Source organism: Streptomyces seoulensis, assembly GCF_004328625.1.
Lineage (GTDB): Bacteria > Actinomycetota > Actinomycetes > Streptomycetales > Streptomycetaceae > Streptomyces > Streptomyces seoulensis.
This window is the reverse complement of the sequence record NZ_CP032229.1, coordinates 6,132,979-6,155,012: the sequence shown is the minus strand read 5'-3', so window position 1 is coordinate 6,155,012 and position 22,034 is coordinate 6,132,979. Positions and strand designations below refer to the sequence as shown.

General features: G+C 73.5%; 23 protein-coding genes. 14 read left to right on the top strand and 9 right to left on the bottom strand.

The annotated features are described in order from the left end of the window. Positions 1 to 1,206: an MFS transporter gene (locus D0Z67_RS28235; RefSeq protein WP_031179435.1), complete on the bottom strand. Its 1,206-nt coding sequence runs from the start codon at positions 1,204 to 1,206 to the stop codon at positions 1 to 3. Positions 1,207 to 1,271: 65 nt separating this feature from the next. Here D0Z67_RS28235 and D0Z67_RS28230 point away from each other — a divergent pair, with 65 nt between their 5' ends. Then, positions 1,272 to 2,117: a DUF1206 domain-containing protein gene (locus D0Z67_RS28230; RefSeq protein ID WP_199812128.1), complete on the top strand. Its 846-nt coding sequence runs from the start codon at positions 1,272 to 1,274 to the stop codon at positions 2,115 to 2,117. 39 nt (positions 2,118 to 2,156) lie between these two features. Here D0Z67_RS28230 and D0Z67_RS28225 read toward each other — a convergent pair whose 3' ends face one another. Next, positions 2,157 to 2,948 (bottom strand): SDR family NAD(P)-dependent oxidoreductase, encoded by a 792-nt coding sequence (locus D0Z67_RS28225; protein ID WP_031179433.1) that lies wholly within the window; start codon positions 2,946 to 2,948, stop codon positions 2,157 to 2,159. 87 nt (positions 2,949 to 3,035) lie between these two features. Between D0Z67_RS28225 and D0Z67_RS28220 the strand changes: the two genes are divergently transcribed. The 6 genes from D0Z67_RS28220 (at position 3,036) to D0Z67_RS28200 (ending at position 8,712) form a co-directional block, all read left to right on the top strand. Beyond that, entirely contained in the window at positions 3,036 to 3,881 is an 846-nt protein-coding gene (locus tag D0Z67_RS28220; protein WP_031179432.1) for a helix-turn-helix transcriptional regulator, read from the top strand. A 447-nt stretch (positions 3,882 to 4,328) separates the two neighbouring features. Next, positions 4,329 to 5,183, top strand: a complete 855-nt coding sequence (locus D0Z67_RS28215; protein WP_031179431.1) for a CAP domain-containing protein — start codon at positions 4,329 to 4,331, stop codon at positions 5,181 to 5,183. An 89-nt stretch (positions 5,184 to 5,272) separates the two neighbouring features. Further along, entirely contained in the window at positions 5,273 to 6,346 is a 1,074-nt protein-coding gene (locus D0Z67_RS28210) for an NAD(+)/NADH kinase (RefSeq protein WP_031179430.1), read from the top strand. Between the two features lie 128 nt (positions 6,347 to 6,474). Continuing rightward, positions 6,475 to 6,630 carry a DUF6131 family protein gene (locus tag D0Z67_RS29820; protein WP_165507363.1) on the top strand — a complete coding sequence of 52 codons (156 nt, stop codon included), beginning with the start codon at positions 6,475 to 6,477 and terminating at the stop codon, positions 6,628 to 6,630. Between the two features lie 143 nt (positions 6,631 to 6,773). Beyond that, positions 6,774 to 8,018 carry a cytochrome P450 gene (locus D0Z67_RS28205; RefSeq protein WP_031179429.1) on the top strand — a complete coding sequence of 415 codons (1,245 nt, stop codon included), beginning with the start codon at positions 6,774 to 6,776 and terminating at the stop codon, positions 8,016 to 8,018. Positions 8,019 to 8,220: 202 nt separating this feature from the next. Next, complete coding sequence (locus tag D0Z67_RS28200) at positions 8,221 to 8,712, top strand: peptidylprolyl isomerase (protein WP_031179428.1); 492 nt, start codon at positions 8,221 to 8,223, stop codon at positions 8,710 to 8,712. A gap of 57 nt (positions 8,713 to 8,769) precedes the next feature. Here the strand turns inward: D0Z67_RS28200 and D0Z67_RS28195 are convergent, their stop codons facing one another. Together D0Z67_RS28195 and D0Z67_RS28190 are read right to left on the bottom strand one after the other, a co-directional pair. Next, positions 8,770 to 9,738: a threo-3-hydroxy-L-aspartate ammonia-lyase gene (locus D0Z67_RS28195; protein ID WP_031179427.1), complete on the bottom strand. Its 969-nt coding sequence runs from the start codon at positions 9,736 to 9,738 to the stop codon at positions 8,770 to 8,772. A 30-nt stretch (positions 9,739 to 9,768) separates the two neighbouring features. Beyond that, positions 9,769 to 10,395 carry a helix-turn-helix transcriptional regulator gene (locus tag D0Z67_RS28190; protein WP_199812127.1) on the bottom strand — a complete coding sequence of 209 codons (627 nt, stop codon included), beginning with the start codon at positions 10,393 to 10,395 and terminating at the stop codon, positions 9,769 to 9,771. Positions 10,396 to 10,622: 227 nt separating this feature from the next. On the opposite strand from D0Z67_RS28190, the gene D0Z67_RS28185 reads away from it, so the two are divergent. From D0Z67_RS28185 to D0Z67_RS28175, 3 genes are all read left to right on the top strand, one after another. After that, positions 10,623 to 11,975: an MFS transporter gene (locus D0Z67_RS28185; RefSeq protein WP_037774321.1), complete on the top strand. Its 1,353-nt coding sequence runs from the start codon at positions 10,623 to 10,625 to the stop codon at positions 11,973 to 11,975. Positions 11,976 to 12,047: 72 nt separating this feature from the next. After that, on the top strand, positions 12,048 to 12,719 hold the full coding sequence (locus tag D0Z67_RS28180) for a response regulator transcription factor (RefSeq protein WP_031179424.1): 672 nt from the start codon (positions 12,048 to 12,050) through the stop codon (positions 12,717 to 12,719). Then, positions 12,716 to 14,101, top strand: coding sequence for a sensor histidine kinase (locus tag D0Z67_RS28175; RefSeq protein WP_037774319.1), 1,386 nt, complete (start codon positions 12,716 to 12,718; stop codon positions 14,099 to 14,101). The genes D0Z67_RS28180 and D0Z67_RS28175 overlap by 4 nt, the downstream gene beginning before the upstream one ends. On the opposite strand, the gene D0Z67_RS28170 is transcribed toward D0Z67_RS28175, so the two are convergent. After that, complete coding sequence (locus D0Z67_RS28170; RefSeq protein ID WP_107059503.1) at positions 14,080 to 15,048, bottom strand: TAXI family TRAP transporter solute-binding subunit; 969 nt, start codon at positions 15,046 to 15,048, stop codon at positions 14,080 to 14,082. The genes D0Z67_RS28175 and D0Z67_RS28170 overlap by 22 nt on opposite strands. A 116-nt stretch (positions 15,049 to 15,164) precedes the next feature. On the opposite strand from D0Z67_RS28170, the gene D0Z67_RS28165 reads away from it, so the two are divergent. Together D0Z67_RS28165 and D0Z67_RS28160 are read left to right on the top strand one after the other, a co-directional pair. Continuing rightward, the gene (locus D0Z67_RS28165; RefSeq protein WP_031179421.1) at positions 15,165 to 15,941 is read left to right on the top strand and encodes an isoprenyl transferase; all 777 of its coding nucleotides are present in this window, start codon (positions 15,165 to 15,167) and stop codon (positions 15,939 to 15,941) included. A gap of 42 nt (positions 15,942 to 15,983) precedes the next feature. Beyond that, on the top strand, positions 15,984 to 16,955 hold the full coding sequence (locus D0Z67_RS28160) for a phosphotransferase family protein (protein ID WP_031179420.1): 972 nt from the start codon (positions 15,984 to 15,986) through the stop codon (positions 16,953 to 16,955). 3 nt (positions 16,956 to 16,958) lie between these two features. On the opposite strand, the gene D0Z67_RS28155 is transcribed toward D0Z67_RS28160, so the two are convergent. The 3 genes from D0Z67_RS28155 to bla form a co-directional block, all read right to left on the bottom strand. Continuing rightward, on the bottom strand, positions 16,959 to 17,141 hold the full coding sequence (locus D0Z67_RS28155) for a hypothetical protein (protein ID WP_031179419.1): 183 nt from the start codon (positions 17,139 to 17,141) through the stop codon (positions 16,959 to 16,961). 214 nt (positions 17,142 to 17,355) lie between these two features. Further along, positions 17,356 to 18,285, bottom strand: a complete 930-nt coding sequence (locus D0Z67_RS28150) for a hypothetical protein (RefSeq protein WP_031179418.1) — start codon at positions 18,283 to 18,285, stop codon at positions 17,356 to 17,358. Positions 18,286 to 18,564: 279 nt separating this feature from the next. Continuing rightward, the gene (bla, locus tag D0Z67_RS28145) at positions 18,565 to 19,473 is read right to left on the bottom strand and encodes a class A beta-lactamase (protein ID WP_031179417.1); all 909 of its coding nucleotides are present in this window, start codon (positions 19,471 to 19,473) and stop codon (positions 18,565 to 18,567) included. 134 nt (positions 19,474 to 19,607) lie between these two features. On the opposite strand from bla, the gene D0Z67_RS28140 reads away from it, so the two are divergent. Then, positions 19,608 to 20,471, top strand: a complete 864-nt coding sequence (locus tag D0Z67_RS28140; protein ID WP_051887462.1) for a LysR family transcriptional regulator — start codon at positions 19,608 to 19,610, stop codon at positions 20,469 to 20,471. After that, positions 20,468 to 21,355 (top strand): serine hydrolase, encoded by an 888-nt coding sequence (locus D0Z67_RS28135; protein WP_037774317.1) that lies wholly within the window; start codon positions 20,468 to 20,470, stop codon positions 21,353 to 21,355. The genes D0Z67_RS28140 and D0Z67_RS28135 overlap by 4 nt, the downstream gene beginning before the upstream one ends. A gap of 9 nt (positions 21,356 to 21,364) precedes the next feature. Here D0Z67_RS28135 and D0Z67_RS28130 read toward each other — a convergent pair whose 3' ends face one another. Continuing rightward, positions 21,365 to 21,967, bottom strand: coding sequence for an Rv1733c family protein (locus D0Z67_RS28130; RefSeq protein WP_031179414.1), 603 nt, complete (start codon positions 21,965 to 21,967; stop codon positions 21,365 to 21,367). Positions 21,968 to 22,034: the final 67 nt, after the last annotated feature.

The following is a 22,034-nucleotide window of genomic DNA, read 5'->3' as shown; positions in this document are numbered from 1 at the left end:
TCACGGCGTGCGCGGCGGATGCAGCCGCACCCGCGTCCCCACCGCCACCACCAGCACGATGGCGCAGGCCGTGAAGACCATGGCCGCCCCGCGTACTCCCAGCCCCACCGTCAGCGCGCCCACGCCGACGACCGGCAGCGAGATGCCGAGGTAGGCGACGACGAAGAAGGCGGAGATGGTGGCGCCCCGGTGTTCCTCGGGAGCCGCCGCGCCCACGGCGGTGAGGCCCGCGCGGAAGGCCATGCCCTGGCCCGCGCCGCCGGTGAGGGCGCCGACGAGCAGGAGCGGGAGGGACTCCACCAGCAGGGAGGCGCCGACCAGGATCAGGCCGGCGGCGAGGACGGCGCAGCCCCAGGGGAGGGCGGCGCGGGCGCCGATGCGGCCCATGAGGAGCTGGCCGCCGGTGGAGGCGCAGAAGACGCTGAAGACGACGGCGCCGGTCACCGCGAGGTTGTGCTCGCCGAGGGTCTCGGTGAGGAAGGCGGGCGCGACGGCGGTGAACAGGCCGAGCAGGGAGAACCCTGCGAACGCGGCCAGCGCGCAGGGCCCGAACACCCCGCGCACCTCGGGCGGCACCCGCATCCCCTGTGGCCTGAGCGGGGGCCGGCCTCCTTCGTGGTGGACGGTCTCGGTGAGCAGCAGGGTGACGACGAGCGCGACGGCGAGCAGGCAGAGGTGGACGAGGAAGGGCAGGATCAGCGGCCGGGGCGCGTACTGGGCGAGCAGCCCGGAGACCAGCGGCCCGAGCCCGAGTCCGCCCATGTTGGCCGCCGTCGCCGCGAGCGCGGCCCGCCCCCGGCGCTCGGGTGGCGCGAGGTCGAGGACGGCGGCCGTACCGGTGCCGCTGAACAGCCCCGCCGAGAACCCGGACAGCACCCGGCCGAGGTACAGCAGCGGCAGCCCGCCCTCCAGCAGGAAGCACAAAGCGCTGAGCGCCGACAGCACCAGCGCGACGACCAGTACCGGACGCCGTCCGAGCACGTCGGAGGCGCCGCCGGCGAGCAGCAGGGCGACGATGACACCGACCGCGTAGACCGCGAACACCACGGTCACGATCAGCTCGGAGAACCCGATCCGCTCCCGGTACAGCCCGTACAGCGGGGTGGGCAGGGTGGTGCCCATCATGCCCACGGCGAAGACGCCCGCCGCGGCGAGGTAGCCGGGGCGCGGGCGCCGCCGGGAGGGGTCTTCGCCGGAGTCGGTCACACCTCACCTTGGCATGTCTGTGCCGGTCGGGCGTGACGCGGACACGCCGGGGCATCGGGTGTGTCATGGACTCAAGCGTTCTGGCACAGCGCGGTCGGGGGCAGGCCCGGCGAGCGGCCGACAGCCCGGTGATGACCGCGGCGGCGAAGGCGGGCTTCTTCGCCCGTGGACTGATCTACCTGCTCGTGGGCGTCATCGCCCTTCAGATAGCCCTGGGCGGTGGCGGCGGCAAGAAGCAGGCCGACCGGGGCGGCGCGTTGGCCGAGCTGGCGGAGAAGCCGTTCGGCGCCGCCATGCTGTGGGTGGTCGGCATCGCCCTCGTCGGCATGGCGCTGTGGCGGCTGTCGGAGGCGGTGGTCGGCAGCGCCGGGCCGGACGGCGACAAGGCGTCCAAGCGGGCCATGTCCGCCGCACGCGCGGTGTTCTACGCCTTTGTCTCCTATTCGGTGCTGTCCTACGCCGCCGGGGAGAAGAGCAGCGGCGGCGGCTCCTCGGACAAGCGGAGCGAGGACGTGACGGCCATGGCGCTGAAGTGGCCCGGCGGCCAGTGGATCGTCGGTGCCGCCGGGCTCGTGGTGATCGGAGCGGGCGTGTACATCGCGACGCGGGCGGTGATGCGGAAGTTCCGCAAGCATCTGCGCACCGGCGAGATGTCCCCCACCGTACGGAAGGTCGTCGACGTCCTGGGCGTGGGCGGCGGCTCGGCGCGCGGTGTGGTCTTCGCCGTGGCCGGGGTGTTCGCCCTGATCGCGGCCGTCCAGCACGAGCCGGGCAAGGCCAAGGGCATGGACGACACCCTGCGGTCGTTCCGCGACCTGCCCGCCGGGCCCTGGCTGCTGGCGCTCATCGCGGTGGGCCTGGTCGCGTTCGGCGCCTTCTCCTGGTGCAACGCCCGGTGGCGCAAGGTCTGACCCGCACCCCGTCCACGATCACGGCGCCCCGCCTGCGGTTCAGGTGAGGGCGCCGCCGTCCACCCGGAGGACCGCGCCGGTGACGAAGGAGGCGCGGTCGCTCAGCAGCCAGGCGGCCGCTTCCGCGATCTCCTCGGGCCGGGCGTCCCGCCGCAGCGGGGTGTTCGCCTGGAGCCGGTCCTGGAGGCCGGGCGACTTCTCCTCCCAGGAGCGCATCATCGCGGTGGCCGTGTTGCCGGGCGCGATGGCGTTGACGCGGATGCCCTCCGGGCCGTACGTGACGGCGGCCGACTCGGTGATGCTGTTCAGGGCCCGCTTCATCGCGCCGTAGCCCGGCAGTTCGGCGTTGCCGCGCAGGCTGCCGACGGAGGAGTTGTTGACGATCGCCCCGCTGCCCGAGGTGGCCCGGATGGCCGCGACCTCGGCGTTCATGGCGAGCCACTGCCCCTTGAGGTTGACGGTGTAGAGCCGGTCGAACTCGTCCTCGGACAGCTCGTCCAGCGGGCCGGGCGCCTGGTTGGCGGCCCCGTTGTTGAAGGCGATGTCGAGGCGTCCGTGGAGCTGTACGACACGGTCGACGGCCGCGCGCACCGCGTCCCCGTCGGCCAGGTCGCAGACCACGTAGGCGGCGGTGCCGCCCTCGGCGCGGATCTCCTCGGTGACCGCCTTGAGCTGGTCCTCGCTGCGGGCGGCGAGCACGACACGCGCCCCCTCGCGGGCGAAGAGGCGGGCCGCGGCGGCGCCGATGCCGCGTCCGGCGCCGGTGACGAAGGCGACCTTGCCGGGGAGCAGTCCGGCGGTGGCGGAAGTATCTGTCGCTGTGGGGTTCATACCGTCGAGCCTGCGCCGTCCGGCCCCGCGCATCCAGGCACAGGCGGTACCTGGCTGACGCATCCGGACCGGCGCACACTGGGCCCCGTGGACAGGGACGAACTGGCGGCATTCCTGCGGGACAGGCGCGAGCGGATCAGGCCGGCCGAGGTGGGGCTGCCCGCCGGGCCGCGCCGTCGCACGCCGGGGCTGCGGCGGGAGGAGGTGGCGCAGCTGGCGTTCATCTCCACCGAGTACTACACCCGGCTGGAACAGGCGCGCGGCCCGCGCCCGTCCCGCGAAGTGCTGTCCGGGCTGGTCAGGGCGCTGCGCCTGACGGACGCCGAGCGCGACCATCTGCACCACCTGGCCGGGGCGCCGCCGGCCCCGCCGCCCGGTCCGCCGCGCGAGGTGCGGCAGAGCATCCTGGACCTGCTGACCCGGCTGCCGGGGACGGCCGCCATCGTCACGTCGGCGATCGGCGAGGTGCTCGCCTGGAACGACCTCGCGGCGGCGCTAATGGAGGACTTCTCCGCGCTCTCGCGCCGCGACCGCAATCTGATCCGCCGCGTCTTCCTCGACTCCCGCCAGGGCGCGTTGTACGGCGTCTCGGACGGGGCCGAGTTCGCCCGCGACTCGGCGCAGCGGCTGCGCGCGGCCTCCGCCCGCTACCCCGACTCCCCCGAGGTGACCGGCCTGGTGGCCGAACTCCTGGCGGGCAGCGAGGAGTTCACCCGGCTCTGGGAGGTGTACGACGTGTCCGTGCTGCCGACCCTGGCCAAGACCTTCCAGCACCCGGTGGTCGGCCCGCTCACCGTCAACTGCGATGCCCTGCACGTCCCGGACCGGGACCAGCGGCTCATCCTCTACACCGCCACGCCGGGTTCCGCCTCGGAGGAGGCGCTGCGGCTGCTGTCGGTCGTGGGGACCCAGCGGATGGACGTGTCGGGCTGAGCCGCCGCGCCGCCCCGAGCGGCCGGACAAGGGGATGGTTCCGTGACATCCCTCACAGGCTCCGATGACCTACGGGTGCCCCTTAGTAGATGACGAACCGTGACGACAAGTACGCTTTGTCCGTCTTGGCGGGTATTTGGATCACGCTGTCTCCCGGAGCGGTCGATCCACTCACCACGAAACCTCGCTTTCGCAAATCATGCGGGGTTCTGACGGCCCGGCAGCAGCCGCGGCGAGCCGCTGCCGCCGGGTCGGCACGCCTGTGTGACCTTGGCAAGGGGCTCCCAGGTCTACGAAGCGCGGTAGTACGACCGTCCCTTTGCACGCCTTGTGTGACCGTCCTAAGAATGACGACTCGCAGGGCGTCTTTTTGCTGTTCGGGAGGCGGGTTCCAGCAAGAGGAAGCCGCGCGGCGGCGCCCGGCGCCTACCGAATGAGGTTTCACGCATGGGAAAGCACCGTAAGGACCAGCAGTACCGGCGGGTGCTCATAGCCGCCGTCGCCGTGGGCGCGGTGGGCGTACCGACCGCCGCCGTGGCCTGCGTCGACTGGAAGGGCGATTCCGGCCGGCAGACCGAGGCCACCGCCTGGCAGACGGAGCAGAGCCCCCGTCACGCGCCGCACCAGCCGCGCAAGCAGACCGCCCCCGCGACCCCCTCCGCTTCCCCGAGCACCCCCACCGCGCACCGGCCCGCCTCGGCGCCCACCCGCACCGCGCGGCACGCCCCCCAGGCGGCGAAGGCCACCGCGGCCGCCCGGCCCACCGAGACCGCCGAGCCGGCCTCCGCCAAGCCCGCCGCCGTCAAGTCGGCCTCCGCGAAGCCCGCTTCCACCCCGACCGTGCGCCAGGTCTCCACCGCGACCCGCCCCGTGCCGACCGCCACCGCCGCCGCGCCGAGCACCCCGCAGCCCGCCGCGACCGCCTCCGGCGACGTGGCCCGCGTCGTGGAACTGGTCAACGCCGAGCGCGCCAAGGTCGGCTGCTCCCCGGTCAACCTCAACTCCACGCTGACCAAGGCCGCGCAGGACCACAGCGCCGACATGGCCGCGCACAACACGATGTCGCACACCGGCTCCGACGGCTCCGACCCAGGCTCGCGCATCACCGCCGCCGGCTACCGGTGGAGCGCGTACGGCGAGAACGTCGCCTACGGCTACGCGACGCCCGAGCAGGTCATGGCCGGCTGGATGGACAGCCCCGGCCACCGGGAGAACATCCTCAACTGCTCGTACCAGGAGATCGGCGTCGGCCTCGCGCAGCCCGGCAGCTACTGGACCCAGGACTTCGGCACCGCCGGGTGACACCCCGGCGGCGTGGCGTGCCGTGCGCGTGTCCGCCGCCCGGTGAGGATGGGGCTCTCGTGCGGGTCGGCTGAGAGGCGGGTGTCGGGATGACGGTGAGCCGTATCGGGCTGGTCGTGCACGCCGGGCGCCCGGCCGCCGTCGCTGCCGCGGACGCGGTGCGCGAGTGGTGTGCCGGGCACGACGTGGGCTGCTCCGACATCGACGTCTGGCAGGAGGGCGCCCGGCACAGCGCCCGCGAGGAGGTCGACAGCGCGGGCGACCCGGACCTCATCGTCACCCTGGGCGGCGACGGCACCTTCCTGCGCGGCGCCCGCCTGGCCGCCGAGAACGACGCCCTGGTGCTCGGCGTCGACCTCGGCCGGGTCGGCTTCCTCACCGAGGTGCCCGCCCCGGCCGTACGGGCCGCGCTGGACGCGGTCTACGAGGGCCGGTACGAGGTCGAGAGCCGGATGCTGCTCACCATGCGCGCCTCCTGCCCGCTGGGCGTCCCCCCGCACATGGCGGACCTGGTGCGCTACGGGCGCGGCCCGATGCTGCCGCCGCCCCGGGTGCGCGGGGAGTGCACGGTCGGCGACGACTGGGGCGTGGCGCTGAACGTCGCCGCGCTCAACGACGTGGTCCTGGAGAAGCTGACCCGGGACCGGCAGGTGTCGGTCGGCGTGTACATCGCCGGCCAGCTCCTCGCCTCGTACTCCGCCGACGCCCTGCTGGTGGCCACCCCGACGGGGTCGACCGCGTACAGCTTCGCCGCCGGAGGGCCGGTGGTCTCGCCGCGGATGGAGGGGCTGCTGTTCACGCCGGTCGCGCCGCACATGACGTTCGACCGCTCGGTGCTGGCGGCGCCGGACGAGCCCATCGCGTTCCGGGTGCTGGAGCGCTCCGGCCAGGCCGCCGTCAGCATCGACGGCCAGGTGCGCGGGGTGCTGAACCCCGGCGACTGGATCGGCGTGTACGCCTCGCCCCGGCGGCTGCGGGCGGTGCGGCTGGGCCCGATGGACTTCTACGGGCGGCTGCGCGAACGGATGAACCTGACCGACGCGCCCGCCGCGGTCGCGGACGGGCAGGCGGCCCCGCTGTGGCCCGTACGCTCGGCGCCCCCCGGTGACCTCGGTCATCTGGCCCTGCCGACCTCCCCCGACGATCCACCGCCACACCGCTGACCTGCACAAACGCGGGCCGGTCCGGATCGGCTCGAAAGGATGTACAGGTTTCCCGCTCCGGCGTGAGAATGTGCCCCGCATCGGGGCACTAGGAGAACAGGTACTTCTCCTACGGCTGGAGGCACACCATGCTCGCCATCGGTGTCATTCTGCTCATCATCGGTTTTCTCACCGGGATCTCGATCCTGTGGACGATCGGCATCATTCTCGCCGTGATCGGCGCCATCCTGTGGGTTCTCGGCGCCACCGGTCACGCGGTCGCCGGCCGTCGGCACTACTGGTGACCCGTCGCAGGTGACCTCTCGGCCCGTCGGTCCCCCTGATGCACTCCGGTGCGCCAGGGGGACCGCTGATGTGGCGGAACCCCGCATGCGGGACCCGTGCGGCTGCGGAAGGCTGACGGACACTGCTGGAGAAGGGACCCGCCATGACCTTCGACTCCGCGTCCGTCGAGCCCGTACCCCCGTCCTCGCCGCCTCCGCCGCCCGTGCGGCCCTGGCTGGTCGAGGACCTGCCCGCACTGGACCCCGACCCGTTCCTCGACTCGCTGCTGCGTGACGAGCCGGTCACCCGCATCCGCCTGCCCTACGGGGAGGGGCACGCGTGGCTGGTCACCCGCTACGAGGACGTCCGCTTCGTCACCTCCGACCCCCGCTTCTCCCGCGCGGAGCTGCTGGGCCGCTCGGTGACGACGATGGCGCCGCAGACGGTGGCCTCGCAGACGGCCGGGCTCCAGTACATCGACGCGCCCCGGCACACCGTGCTGCGCCGGGTGGTGGCGCGGGCGTTCACCGCCAGGAGCATGGCCCGGCTGCGGCCGCTGGCCGAGCGCACCGCCCGCGAGATGCTTCAGGGCATGCGGCGCGCGGGGGCGCCCGGCGATCTCATGGAGCACCTGTACACGCCGTTCCCGATCGCGGTGGTCTGCGCCTTCCTGGGCGCCGACGAGGACGACTGGCGCAACTGGGCCGGCAACTCGGAGGCGCTGCTGACCAAGGTGAACGCCAAGGAGCGCAACCAGGCCGCCCGCCAGGACACCCGGAGCCGGGTGGTCGCGCTGCTGGAGCGCCGCCGCACCGAGCCCCGCGAGGACCTCGCCGGAGTGCTGGCGGCGGCCTCGGCGAGCGGTGAGATCACCGAGGACGAGGCGATCTCGCTGGCCATGGCCGTGTACGTGAGCGGCGGACACGCGGTGCGCAACAACAGCGGCTCCATGATGTACGCCCTGCTCACCCACCCGGACCAGTTCGAGCGGCTGCGCCGGGAGCCCGAGCTGCTGCCGAAGGCGGTGGAGGAGCTCTTCCGGTTCGTCCCGCACCGCAACGGCGTCGGCATCCCCCGGATCGCCACCGAGGACGTCCGGATCGGCGGCCATCTGATCCACAAGGGGGACGTGGTCTACAACGCCTACGTCGCCGCCAACCGCGACCCCTCCGCCTTCCCCACCCCGGATCTGCTGGACTTCGAGCGCTCCGGCGCGGGGCATGTCGCCTTCGGGCACGGCCCGCACTTCTGCCTGGCCGCGCTGATGGCGCGGATGGAGGCCGAGGTGCTGATCGAGGCCGTGATGACGGAGTTCCCTCAGCTGCGGCTCGCCGTACCGGCCGAGGAGGTCGAGTTCCAGCGGGACGGGCTGATTCGCGGTCCGAGAACACTGCCGGTGACCTGGTAGCTCCGGGCAGGGTTTGCCCTTGCGTACGCGGGAGGCCCGGGTTCGGGGCAATGTCAAGCGATATGGGCCCAGTTGGCAGGGTCACAGGCTGTTTGCGAGCGCACATCTGTCCCCGAGCGCACCCGAACGAGCCGTCCCGACCCGGTCCGGCATGCCCCGCTCCGGCGAACGTCCGGGGCCGAGCGACGGTAGGTTGATCTACATGAGCGACAACGTGTACTTCGACATCACCATCAACGACGAGCCGGCGGGCCGGATCGTGTTCCGCCTCTTCGACGACGTCGTGCCCAAGACCGCCAAGAACTTCCGCGAGCTGGCCACCGGCGAGCACGGCTTCGGCTACGCCGGTTCCCCGTTCCACCGGGTCATCCCGCAGTTCATGCTCCAGGGCGGTGACTTCACCAACCGCAACGGCACGGGCGGCAAGAGCATCTACGGCGAGAAGTTCCCCGACGAGAACTTCAACCTCAAGCACGACCGGCCGTACCTGCTGAGCATGGCGAACGCGGGCCCGAACACCAACGGCTCGCAGTTCTTCGTGACCACGGTCGTCACCAACTGGCTGGACGGCAAGCACGTCGTCTTCGGCGAGGTCGTCGAGGGCCAGGACGTCGTGGACCGCGTCGAGTCCCTCGGCAGCGGCAGCGGCGCGCCGAAGGCCAAGGTCGAGATCTCCGCGAGCGGCACCGTCTGATCCGCCCCGCCATTCGCCGTGCCCCCGCACGCCGGGGGCACGGCGGCCGTGCCCGGTTCAGCCCGCGGTGAGTTCCGCGAAGCGCCGGGTGTCGATGTTCCCGCCCGAGGCGATGACGCCGACCCGCGGCGGAAGGTTCTCCACCCGCCCGGACAGCAGGGCGGCGAGCGGCGTGGCTCCGCTCGGTTCGAGGACGATCCTCAGGCGCTCGAAGGCGAACCGCATGGCCTCGACGATCTCCTCGTCGCTGACCAGCGCGATGGCGTCGACCAGCCGCTGATTGAGCGCGAAGGTGATCTCGCCGGGGCTCGGCAGCACCTGCCCGTCGGCGATGGAGCGGGGCACCGGGATGGTGACGCGCTCCCCCGACTCCAGCGAGCGCTTGGTGTCGTCGCCCGCTTCCGGCTCGACGCCGATCATCCGCACCGCCGGGTACAGGGACTTCGCCACCACCGAGCTGCCCGCGATGAGCCCGCCCCCGCCGACCGGCACCACGAGCGCGTCCAGCTCCCCGGTCTCCTCCAGCAGTTCGAGCGCGGCCGTGCCCTGCCCGGCGATGACGTCGAGGTGGTCGTAGGGCGGGATCAGGGCCAGCCCCCGGTCCTTCGCCAGGCCCTCGCCGAGCGCCGCGCGCTCCTCGGTGTAGCGGTCGTAGGTGACGACCTCCGCGCCGTAGCCGAGGGTGGCCTCCATCTTGGAGCGGGGCGCGTCCTCGGGCATCAGGATGACGGCGGTGGTGCCCAGTTCCCGGGCGGCCAGCGCGACGGCCTGGGCGTGGTTGCCGGAGGAGAAGGCGGCGATGCCCTTGGCGAGCTGGTCCGGCGGCAGCTGGGCGGCGGCGTTGTAGGCCCCCCGGAACTTGAAGGCGCCGACCCGCTGGAAGTTCTCGCACTTGATGAACACCTCCGCCCCGACGCGGGCGTTCAGGGTGCGCGAGGTGAGGACGGGGGTCCGGTGCGCGACGCCCTCCAGGCGGGCGGCGGCCGCGCGGACGTCGTCGAGGGTGAGGTGCGGTTCGGCGGGCATGGCGGTTCCCCCAGTAAGTGGTGTGGGCTCTTACTTCGTGTAGTTGTAGACGGTCGCCCGGGAGACCCCGAGCAGGCCGGCGATGGTCCGGGCGGCGTCCCGCGAGTCGAACCAGCCCTCGCCGTGCAGCTGCCGTACCAGCTCGCGCTTGGCGTCCCGGCCCAGCGATCTCGGGGTGGCCCCGCGCCGCGCGGCCAGCTCCTCCACGGTCCCGCGCAGCTCCCGCGCGCGCCGGTCCCGCAGTGTCTCCAACGGCTCGGAGCCGTGTTCCGTGCCGGTGGCGACCAGATTGGCGAGCGCCAGCGCGACCGGGGAGAGCACGGAGACGTCCAGGTTGAGGCAGAGCGCCGCGATGTACTCGCCCGCGCCGTTCCGGATGCCGATGGAGGTGCTCTTGGCGGGGCGCCCGTCGGGGAAGCGGTTGGGATAGTTCTGTACGACGTCCGGATAGCGGGGGTCCGCGATCCGGGCCAGTCCCAGCTCGGTCGCGGGGTCGCCGGGGGCGCGGCCGGAGAGGTTGTTCTCGATGACCCGGATCGCGTGCTCCGGGTCCCGCAGATCATGCAGCACGACCTCGCACAGCCCCGGGAACATCTTCCCCAGCGCGACGGCGACCTTCTCGGCCTCCACCAGCAGGTGCTCGTCCTCGGACTCCACCGGCACCGCCTCCCCAGTCGCTGGACAGGATTTCCAGTTCTGGACGATACATCCACACCGGCCGTGGCACCAGGGCCGCGAGTCCGTCCGGTGAGCCGCTTCCTTAGCGGTGTGTTAGATCTGCGCGTCGACCCTTGTCCGGGGTGGGCGGGCGGCGCATGCTCGGGCGGCATCCGGGTCCGGCGTTCCATGGCGGCGGGCCCCGTCCCCCCATGTCTGGAGCCGCCATGTCCGCGTCCGCCGCACCGCCCGCGGTGACCCCCGCAGCCCGTCGTTTCGCCCTGATCGGCGGTTCGCTGGGGAATCTCGTGGAGTGGTACGACTGGTTCGTCTACGCGAGCTTCGCGATCTACTTCGCGGACTCCTTCTTCCCCGGCGACAACCCGACGACCAAGCTGCTGAACACGGCCGGCATCTTCGCGGTCGGGTTTCTGATGCGTCCGGTCGGCGGCTGGGTGCTGGGGCGGGCGGCGGACCGGCACGGCCGTAAGAGCGCGCTGACCCTCACCGTCACCCTGATGTCGGTCGCCGCCCTGCTGATCGCCGTCGCGCCGACCTACGGCCAGGCGGGCTACTTCGGCGCACTGGTGCTGCTGCTGGCGCGGCTGCTCCAGGGGCTGAGCATCGGCGGGGAGTACGCGGCCAGCGCGACCTATCTGACCGAGGCTTCCGCCCGGAACCGGCGCGGGCTCGGCTCGTCCTTCCAGTATGTGTCCATGACCTGCGGCCAGTTGCTCGGTCTGGCGATCCTGATCACGATGCAGCACACCCTCACCACCGAGCAGTTGCAGAGCTGGGGCTGGCGGGTGCCGTTCGTGCTGGGCGCGGTGTTCGCGCTGGTGGTGTTCTGGCTGCGGCGGCGGCTGACGGAGACGGAGGCGTTCACCGAGGAGAACGGCGGCGGCACCGACACCGCGCGCGGCTCGCTCAAGGCGCTGTGGGAGCACCGCCGGGAGGCCGGTCTGGTGATGGCGCTGACCCTGGGCGGCACGGTGGCCTACTACACGTACACCACATATCTCACCAAGTATCTGATCGGCAGCGCGGGCATGGCCAAATCCACGGCCACGCTGGTGAGTTTCACCGCGCTCGCGGTGTTCGCGGCGATCCAGCCGGCGGCCGGGATGCTGTCCGACCGGATCGGGCGCAGGCCGCTGCTGATCACCTTCGCGGTGGGGTGCACGGTGGGCACGTACCCGATCATGACGGCGCTCGGGTCGGCACACTCGTACTGGTCGGCGCTGGCGCTGTCCCTGCTGGCGCTGGTGATCGTCACCGGGTACACCTCCATCAACGCGGCCGTGAAGGCGGAGCTGTTCCCGACCCGGGTGCGCGCGCTCGGCGTGGCCCTGCCGTACGCGCTGGCCAACGCCCTGTTCGGCGGGACGGCGGAGTATGTGGCGCTGTGGTTCAAGGACGCGGGCCACGAGAAGATGTTCTTCTGGTACGTCTCGGGGTGCGCGCTGGTCTCGCTGGTCACCTATGTGCTGATGCCGGACACCCGTGACGCGGCGCTGAGCCGGGCCGAGGCGGACGCGGACACCGGTGCCGGGCGCGCCCCCGCGAAGGCGGCCGGCTGACCCGGTGCGGTACCGGACCCGGGTCGCCGCATAGGCTGCGGCCCAGGTCAGCACCCGGCACGAGGACTTCCCATGCACGCCCTGCTCGTCGAGGACGACGACCGCATGGCCCAGGCGCTCACCACGGCCCTGGCCCAGCGCGGCCACACCGTGCGCCGGGCCGCCCGCGCCCTGGACGCCCTGCGGCACGTGCGGGAGGCCGAGTTCGTGCTGCTGGACCTGGGGCTGCCCGACCTGGACGGGCTGGAGCTGCTCCGGCGGCTGCGCACGGTCTGCGCGGCGCCCCTGATCGTGGTGACGGCCCGCTGCGAGGAGCGGGACATCGTGCAGGCGCTCCGGGCGGGCGCGGACGACTATGTGGTCAAGCCGTTCCGGATGAACGAGCTGATGGCCCGCATCGACACCGTCCGCCGTCGCACCGGCGCCCTGGCCCCGCGCCCGGACGCCGGTCCCGGCCCGGTGCGCGCCGGGGACGTGGAGGTGGACCTCGCGGGCCGCACGGTCACCGTCGCGGGTACGGAAGTACGGTTGACCCGGCGGGAGTTCGACGTGCTGGCGATGCTGGCCGCGCGCCCGGAGGAGGTGCACTCCCGCGAGGAGATCCTCGACCGGATCTGGGGCGACGCCTTCCTCGCCGCTTCCCGCTCGCTGGACGTGCATGTGGCGGGCATCCGCGCCAAGACCGGCCGGGCCGAACTGGTGCGTACGGTAAGGGGATTCGGCTACCGACTGGGCCCGCGATGAGGCGCAGGCTGCTGGCGGTGCTGATGGTACTGATGGGAGCGGCGGCCCTGCTGCTGTCCGTCCCGCTGGCCGAGTCCTACGCGGCCGGCCGCACCGAGCATCTGCTGCTCCGACGCCGGGCGGACGCCGTACGGTTCGCCGATCTCGCGGACCGGGTCCGCTCCCCCGCCGACCGCACCGAACTGTCCACCGAGATCCGCCGGTACGCGTGGCTGTACGGGGCCTCCGTCGCGGTGTCGGACACCTCGGGCCGGACCGTCGCGCGGGCCGGGGCTCCGGTGCCCTCTCCGCAGGCGCGGGAGGCTCTCGGCCGGGCGCTGACCGGGCGGTCCACCGAGCGCCTGCCGACGGTACGGCCGTGGGGCCCGCACCGGCTGGTGCTGGCCGAGCCGGTGGGCCGGGACGAGCGGGTGAGCGGAGCGGTGGTGATGGCCGTGCCGACCGGGGCGGCGCGCCGGGACGTGACCGTCCGCTGGCTGCTGATCGGGGGCGGGGCGCTCGCGGCCTTCGCGGCGGCGGGCCTGGTCGCGGCCGGGATCACCCGCTGGCTGATTCGTCCGGTCCGGGATCTCGACCGGGCGGTGGCGCGGCTGGCCTCGGGGCGGCTGGAGGCGCGGGCGGTGTCGGACACCGGGCCGCCCGAACTCCGCAGCCTGCGCGTGCAGTTCAACGCTATGGCGGAGGCGGTCGCGGACTCGATCGGGCGCCAGCGGGCCTTTGTCGCGGACGCCTCGCACCAGTTGCGCAATCCGCTGGCCACCCTGGTGCTGCAACTGGAGAACGTGGAACCGCATCTCGCGCCGGGGCCCGGTCGCGAGGAGCACACCCGCGCGCTGGACGAGGCGGAGCGGCTGGCCGAACTCCTGGACGGACTGCTGGCGTTGGCCCGGGTGGAGTCGGGTTCGGCCGAGCGGACCGGGCAGGATCTCTCCGGCGCGGTGGCGGCCCGGGTCGCGGCCTGGGAGCCGGTGCTCGACGCCTCGGAGCTGACGCTCACCGCGGCCGGTGTGCCACCGGGGCTGCGGGTGCGGGCGGTGCCGGACGCGGTGGGGCGGGTGCTGGACGCGGCGCTGGACAACGCGGTGAAGTTCGTACCGGCGGGCGGGCGGGTGACCGTGTCGGCGGAAGCCGTCGAGGACGGCCAGGTGGTGGTGCGCGTCGCCGACGACGGCCCCGGTGTCCCCGGGGACCGACTCCCGCTGCTCACCCGGCGCTTCGTGCGGGCGCCCGAGCACCAGAACGTGCCCGGGACCGGTCTGGGGCTGGCCATCGCGGACGAGATCGCCCGGCTCAGCGGGGGGCGGCTGGCCACGCGGGCCGGGACTCCGCGCGGGCTGGTGGTGGAGCTGTGGCTGCCGGGTCAGCCGTACACCGAGCGGTAGTACGCGACCGCCCCCGGATGCAGCGGGAGGTCGCCGGTGGCGACGGCGAAGCGGGGTTCCAGCCGGGCGCCCGCGGTCACCTCGCGCAGCAGCACCCGCCACCGGTCGAACACCACCCGGAGTATGTCCCGCGCGTCCCGCTCCGGCACCTCGGGGCGGGCCAGCAGATAGTCGCCGACGCCGATGGTGGTGACCGGCGCGGCGAGCCCGTAGACCCCCGCCGGCAGCGTGACGGCCGAGTACACCGGGCCGTACTCGGCCCGCAGCGCCTCCGCCTCGGCCTCCAACGACAGCACGCGCAAGGGAAGTTGCCGGGCCAGCGCGGACAGGGCCGGGGTGGGGACCCCGCCCGCCCAGATCACGGCGTCCACGGTGCCCCGGCGCAGCGCGGCCACCGACTCGGCGAGCCCGAGCCGCCGTTCCCGTACCGCGTGCCCGCCCGTCAGCCCCGCCACCCGCAGCAGCCGCCCGGCGAGCACCTGGGCCCCGGAGCCGGTGGCACCGGTGGCGACCGGGCGGCCGGCGAGGTCGGCCACGGAGCGCACCGGGCCGTCGGCACGGGTCAGGACGTGCGTGTAGTTGACGTAGACCCGGGCGAGCGCGGTCACCCGGGCCGGGGCCGTGAAGGGCTCCGCGCCGTGCAGCGCCTGCTCGGCGGCGTCCGCCATGGCGAGGGCGAGGTCCGCCGAACCGGCCGCCAGGCGCCGCAGGTTGTCCACGCTGGCGGCCGTACTCACCGGCGTGACGCGCGGATGCGGCGGGGTGCGGGCGGCCTCGGCGGCGAGGGCGTGCCCGAAGGCGTGGTACGGACCGCCGGGGGCGCCCGTGGCCAGGGTGAGCAGCCGGTGCGGACCGTCGTCCCGGGCGCAGCCGGGCAGCGCGAGGGCCGGTCCGCCCATCAGGGCGGACCGCAGCAGCCCGCGTCGGCTGATCCGTCGGCCCGTCATCGCGGCAGCGTAACGCCCGTGCCGGGAGCGGCCGGAGGGTGGCCGGGCGCTGCGCCCCCGGCAATTGCCGCTATCGTTTGCGACCTCGTTCCCCCCGGCCTCGGAAGGATCTCGGCGTGGCATGGAAGGCACTGCGCTCGGCGCTGGAAGCGGTTTACCTGCGGCGGCTGAACCGCAAGTTGGAGGGTCTGCCCCGGCCCCGGCATGTGGCGATCATGCTGGACGGCAACCGTCGCTGGGCGCGCGGCGCGGGGCACACCGACGTCCGTGAGGGCTATCGCGTCGGCGGCGCGAAGGTCACGGACTTCCTGCACTGGTGCGCCGACGCCGAGATCAGCCACGTCACCCTGTGGATGCTCTCCGACGACAACCTGCACCGCCCGGCCGCCGAACTCGGCCCGCTGCTCGACATCATCGAGGAGACCGTGCGCCGGGTGTGCGCGACGGACGCGCCGTGGGAGATCGAGATCATCGGCGCGCTGGACCTGCTGCCGGGCGACACCGCGCGGGTGCTGAAGGAGGCCGCCGCCACGACGACCGGCCGGGGCGGCCTGAAGGTCGACGTGGCCGTCGGCTACGGCGGGCGCCGGGAGATCGTGGACGCGGTCCGGGCCGCCTTCGACAAGCACATCCGCGCCGGGGGCGACCCGCGCGACCTGGCCGCCGACTTCGACCTGGAGCACATCACCGACAACCTGTACTCCCCCGCCGGGCACGACACCGACTTCGTCATCCGCACCTCCGGCGAGCAGCGCCTGTCGGGGTTCCTGCTGTGGCAGTCGGCTTATGCGGAGGTGCACTTCGTGGACGTGCTGTGGCCCGCGTTCCGCCAGCTCGACCTGCTGCGCGCGCTGCGCTCGTACGCGGCCCGCGAGCGGCGTTACGGGCGCTGAAAACCCCTGGCCAGGGGCGGTGGAGCGTGCTGGGATGGCCCGATGGAGCGCACAGTCGAGGTGGACCGGGGCGCGTACCCCGACGCGGTGACGCCCTGGGAGCAGAAGGAGTGGCGGGAGGCCGCCTTCGACTGGGTCGAGGGGGAACTCGCGCGGCACGGTCTGCGGTCGGGTGGGGTGCCCCGGGTCCGGGTGCGGCCCTGGTCGGTGCTGATGCGGGTTCCGGTGGGCGGGCAGGCGCCTGTGTGGTTCAAGGCCAATCCGCCCGCGAGTGCCTTCGAGGGGCCGCTGACCGCCGCGCTGGCCCGGTGGGTGCCGGAGTACGTGCTGCGGCCGCTGGCGGTGGACGCCGGGCGGGGGTGGTCGTTGCTGCCGGACGGCGGGCCGCTCTTCCGGGAGGTGGAGGCCACGCCGGGCGCCTGGGAGGAGCTGCTCTGCGGGTACGCCAGGATGCAGCGCGCCCTGGTTCCGCGCGTCGGTGAACTCGGCGCGCTCGGCGTACCGAGGCTCCGGGTGGGCGAAGTGCCCGCGTCCTTCGACCGGTTGCGGGCCGGGACCGGCGCCTTGGAGGTGGGCCAACGGGACCGGCTCGACACCCTCAGGACCCGGCTGGCCGACTGGTGCGCGGAGTTGGACGCGCTCGGCGTCCCCGACTCGCTCGACCACGCCGACCTGCACGAGGGCCAGCTCTTCCACCCCGGCCCCGGCCGGTTCACCTACTTCGACTGGGGAGACGCCCTCGTCTCGCACCCCTTCGCCAGTCTGCGCATCCCGGCCCAGCGGGCGGCCGAGCGCCTCGGGCCCGGGGTGCTCCCCCGGCTGCGCGACGCCTACCTGGCCCCCTGGACGGACCTCGGCCTGTCGACGGCGGAACTCCGCCGCGCGGCCCACCTCGCCTGGCGGCTGGGCGCGCTGGGCCAGGCCCGCGCCTGGACCCGGCTCTTCCCGGCCGCCGCGGTGGGGCCGGAGGGCGCCCGCTCACTGCTGGAGACCGGGGACGCTCCCCCGTTCTGAGCCTCAGCCTCTGGGAGCCGCGCCACCCGTGGCCCGGAGATGGTCGCGGCGGGCGTTGTTGTACGTACGCAGGTGGACCTTGGCCACGGCGCAGGCCGCGCCGTCGGCACGGCACTGGCGGCAGGTCTGTACGTGCTGCTCATAGGTGGTACGGGCGTTGGCCAACGCCTCGTCGACAGCGGACATGGTCATCTCCGGAGGAGGGGCCGGCCACGCGGACCACGCGGACGGCGCCTTGTCGAAACTGGTGAGTAACTTCCGGAGAAAGATCATCATGTTACTGCCGGTACTGGGAAACCAGCCCGGCCGAAGCCGAAAGGGCCGAAGCCGAAAAGGGGGAACCGTCCGCCGACGGTTCCCCCTCCTGCCTCCCCTTCCCGCGCCGGTGGCGCGGGAGGGGTCAGGAACGGCGTGCGCGCGAGGCGTACACCGTTCCGGCTCCCACGGCCAGCACGAGCGCGGCCCCACCCGCGAGCATGCCGACCGGGGCACCCGCACCGGTCTCAGCCAGCGGCGGGTTACCGCCGTTGGGCGAGGACTTGGGCGCGGGCGGACTGGACTGGGCCGGCGGCACGTCCGCGTCGGTGGACGGCGTGGCGCCGGGCTTCGGGCTCACCGGGGGCTTGGAGCTGTCCTCGGCGGGCGCGCTCGGCTCGCTGCCGGCGGGCGGCGCGGAGGGCGCCGGGCTCGCGGAGGTCTCCGGCGCGGACGGGCTCGGCGTGGCCGACTCCGGCGTACCGGACTCGCACCGCTTGTCCCCACCGTTCCAGGCGGCTATCAGGTGGTACGGGGTGAGGACGCCGGCGCGCACGTCGGGCAGCGGGCCGTGACCCTCGCCCTCCTTGCCGTCGTAGGCGGTGTCCTCGCCGTACAGGTCGATCTGACCGAAGCAGGACGGCGCCTTGACGCCGAGCTTCTGCCAGGTGCGGCCGTCGTCGTCCCTGCCCGCGACGTCCTTCGCGGTGAGGTGGACGGTGGCCTTGTCGATCATTTCCTGGTGACCGGAGGAGGCCCAGTTCGGGCCCTCGGTGGTGTACTCGGCCAGGGAGACGGCGTAGCTGCACCCCTCGCCCACGCTCTGGCCGGGCGCGAGGCGGACCTCGACGGTGCCGGGGACGGTGTCCCACTGGTGGAACCCGCCCTGCGAGGACCAGTCGGCGCCGACGACCTTGCCGTCGGCGTCGACCAGGCGGTACTGCACGGTGGCGGACGCGCAGGCGCCGCCCTCCTGGGCGTGGGCGGCGCCTGCGCCGATCAGGGGCGCGGCGGTCGCCGCGAGGAAGGCCGCGGCGGCCGTGGCGAGAAATCTGGCTGGTTGCGAGCGTGCCAAGGTGAGCCTCTGTCCGTTCAAAGGTGTGGGAGGTGGCAGGGCGCGCGCCAACCGGCGCGCGGCGCCCCGTGTCCCTTCGCCCGCCCGAGGCGGAAGCGAGGACGGTCAGAGTCTTGTCGCCTTTACAACTCCCGTCAATTTTCCACGAGTTGAGCATCATCACAGTCATGTCGGAACCGAATACGCAGGTCAGCACGGATGGCAGATTTCGGTACGGGACCCGACATCCCCGAATTGCACGGGTCGGCCCCGCCCGCCGTGGCGGGGCCGGTACGGCGGCTACTCCCCCGGCGCGAGGGTGGCCGCGAGCAGGCGTGCCGTCTCCTCGATCAGCGCCTCGTCCACGGGCGCGTCGGGCGCGGGCCTGGTCGAGAGCACGGAGAGCAGCAGCGGGGTGCCCTTGCCGGTCCAGGCCACGCCGAGGTCGTTGGCGCTGGCGTAGGAGCCGGTGCCGGTCTTGTCCGCGAGGACCCAGTCCGACGGGAGTCCGGCGCCGAACCGCTTGGCGCTGGTGGTGTTGCCACGCAGCCAGCCGACCAGCTGCTCCCGGTCGCCGTGGCTCAACGCCCGCCCCAGCGTGAGCAGTTCGAAGGTGCGGCCGAGGGCGCGCGGGGTGGTGGTGTCGCGCGGGTCACCGGGTACGGCGGTGTTCAGGTCGGTCTCCCAGCGGTCGAGCCGGCTCACCCGGTCGCCGAGGGAGCGGAAGAAGCGGGTGAGCCCGGCCGGGCCGCCGATCCGGCGGAGCATGAGGTTGCCCGCCGTGTTGTCGCTGTACTGGATGGCGGCCGCGCACACGTCGCCCAGCGCCATCCCGGTCTCCTGACGGGCCTGGCTGTGCTCGGAGTTGGAGAGGATGTCGGCCGGCGGGTAGTGGATCACCTCGCCGAGCGCGGCGCGGCCGCCATGGTCGCGCAGGACCGCCGCGGCGGCGATGGCCTTGAACGTCGAGCACATGGCGAAGGGTTCGTCCGCGCGGTACGCCACCGTGGCGCCGGTGCGCGTGTTGTGCGCGTACACACCGAGCCGCGCGCCGTACCGCTTCTCCAGCTCGGCCAGCTCCGGACGCAGCACGGCCGGGCCGCTCGGGGCGGCGAAGGCGGGGGTGGCGGAGGTCGCGGCGGCAGCGGCGGTGAGGGCGGCGCCCGCGCGGAGCAGGGTGCGGCGCGGGACCGGGGTGGCACGGGTCATGTGCGGTTTCCTCCAGGGGAGTTGTGCCGTCGGGCCGGATGGATCACCGACGGGGTGACAGCGAAACAGCAGGGCACCGCTCATGTCCAAGAGTGAACTTTGAACGCTCCATGACTTATTGATATGACTCCTGGATGGATCTGCTCGCGCATCTGGCGGCGTTCACCGCAACAGCCGACGAGGTGAGCTTCTCGCGCGCCGCCGACCGGCTGGGCATCGCGCAGCCGCTGCTCAGCCGCCGCATCAAGTCGTTGGAGACGCGTTTCGGCGGCCAGTTGTTCGACCGCTCCCGGCGCCAGGTCACCGTGACGGAGTTCGGCAGCTCGCTGCTCCCGTACGCACGGGACGTGCTGGAGCGCGCCGGCCGGCTGGACGAGGCCGCCCTCTCGGCGCGTGCCGCGCGGGTACGGGTCGTGGGCGTGCCCGCGCACTGCGCGCCGGTGGCCCTGGCGGCCGTGCTCCGCGCCGGCAGCGAGCAGGGCACTACGCTGGCGGTGCGCGAACTCCCGCCGCAGCAACGGGAGTCGGGGATCGGGGACGGTTCGCTGGCCTATGCCCTGCTCCGGGTGGCCCCCGAACGCGCCGCTTTCCGGGTCCCGCTCGGTCTGGCGGCGGCGAAGCGGCTCGCGCGGCGCTCCCTCCATCTGGAGGACCTCCGCCCGCCGCGAGGCGTGGCCGGGCTGCCGATCCTGACTCTGAAGGAGGACGAAGTGCCGTACGCACGCGACCGGTTGGCGCGGGCCGCCGCCCGTGCCGGACTGCCGGAGACTCTGCTGCGGCCGGCCGGTCCGGCCGCCGCCGCGCTGGCCGGCACGCTGGCAGGGCGGGCGCGGCTGCTGTGCGCGGAGCCGTTCGCCCGGCAGCACGGCGCGAGCTGGACCCCATTGGCCGACACCGCCCTGCACCGGGGGTACGAGATGGGCGCGAGCGAGTCCCACGGGGGGACGGGCGAGGTACCCCGGTGGCTGGCGGAGACCCTGGCGGAGGTGACGCGATGAGCGCCGAGGTGGCGGACGGCATCGCCTCCGCGTGGGAGGCACTCGGCGTCCGGGGTTCGTTCCTGGCCCGGAACATCGACACCGGCGAGGAGCTGGGCTTCGCCGTGGACGTACCGGCGCCGCTCGCCTCGGTGGTGAAGGTGCCCCTCGCCCTGGTGGTGCTGGACCGGATCGCGGCCGGGGAACTCGACCCCGCCCGGCCCGTGACCTACGTGCCCTCCGCCGGGAGTGCCGGTCCGACCGGGCTCGCGGCGTTCCGCCATCCGGTGACACTGGCCGTCGGCGACCTGCTGCTGATGATGCTCTCGGTGAGCGACAACTCCGCCGCCGACCTCCTCCTCGATCTGGTCCCGGTGCCGGAGGTGGCCGCCCGGCTGCACTCCTGGGACTGCCCCGACCTGCGGGTACGGCACCGGCTGCACCACATGTACGCCTGCGCGGCCGGAGCCGCCGGCAACGACTTCTCGCTCGCCCTGGAGCTGGCCGTACGCGACGAACGCACCGGCCGGCACACCATCGAGACGCTGGACCCGGCGCACGCCAGCACCGGGACGGCACGGGCGCTGGTGTCCCTGCTGGAGCGGGTGTGGCGGGACGAGATCTCCGAGCCGGCGGCGACGGCGGAGCTGCGGCGGCTCATGGGCCTTCAGGTCTTCGCCCACCGGATGGTGAGCGAGCTGCGCGCGGACTCGCTGCGGTTCAGCGGGAAGACGGGGTCGTTCCTGCACCTGCGGCACGAGATCGGCGTGGTGGAGGCGGACTCCGGCGACCGGGTGGCGCTGGCCGCGCTGACCCGCGCCGACCGCAGGGCGGCCCTGGCGCCGGACATCGACCTGGCCATCGGGGCCGCCGCCCGGCGCGCGTTCGAGGCGCTGCGGAAGTGAGGCCGGGGGTCAGCCCCTGCCGCCGCTGAGCCGCCGCCATTCCGGGCCGACCCGGCTCCACTCCTCGTCCCACTCGGCGAGCCGGCGCCGGACGAGCGTGCCGCACGCCAGCCGTCCGGCGGCCCAGACGGCGGTGCCGGTGACCTGCGCGACGAGAACGCCGGTGAGCACGGTCTGGAGCAGGGACTCGGCCTCGGAGGCGGGCGGCGGCACGGTGCGTCCGGAGCCGTCCGTCCACAGGGTGACGGAGGTCCCGGCCGGGGTGCCGGGGCTCACCTTGGCCTTGTCGGTGTGCACGGCGCCCTTGGCGTCGGTCCAGCGGACCTTGGTCCACACCCGGTCGTCGTCGTAGCCGCCCCGTGAGGGCGCGGTCTTCGGCGCCGGGCCGGTGAGGACAGCGCGGACCTCGTGCACCTGGTCCCGGCGCACGGCGAGCGCGGAATCCACCGAACTGGCGGCGGCCCAGCCCGCGAGCGCCCCGCCGAGCACCACGAGGATCCAGGTCAGGAGCACGACCCACGCCTCGACGAGGTCGCCGTGTCTGCGCAGCGGATTGCGCCGCCAGCGCCACAGCCGTATCGGGGTGATCGTCTGCGGAGGTGTCCGAGTCATCGGCAGCCGCCTCCTCTCGCCTGCCCACATCACCATCGTGCACCCGACCCGGCGAACCCGCAGTACG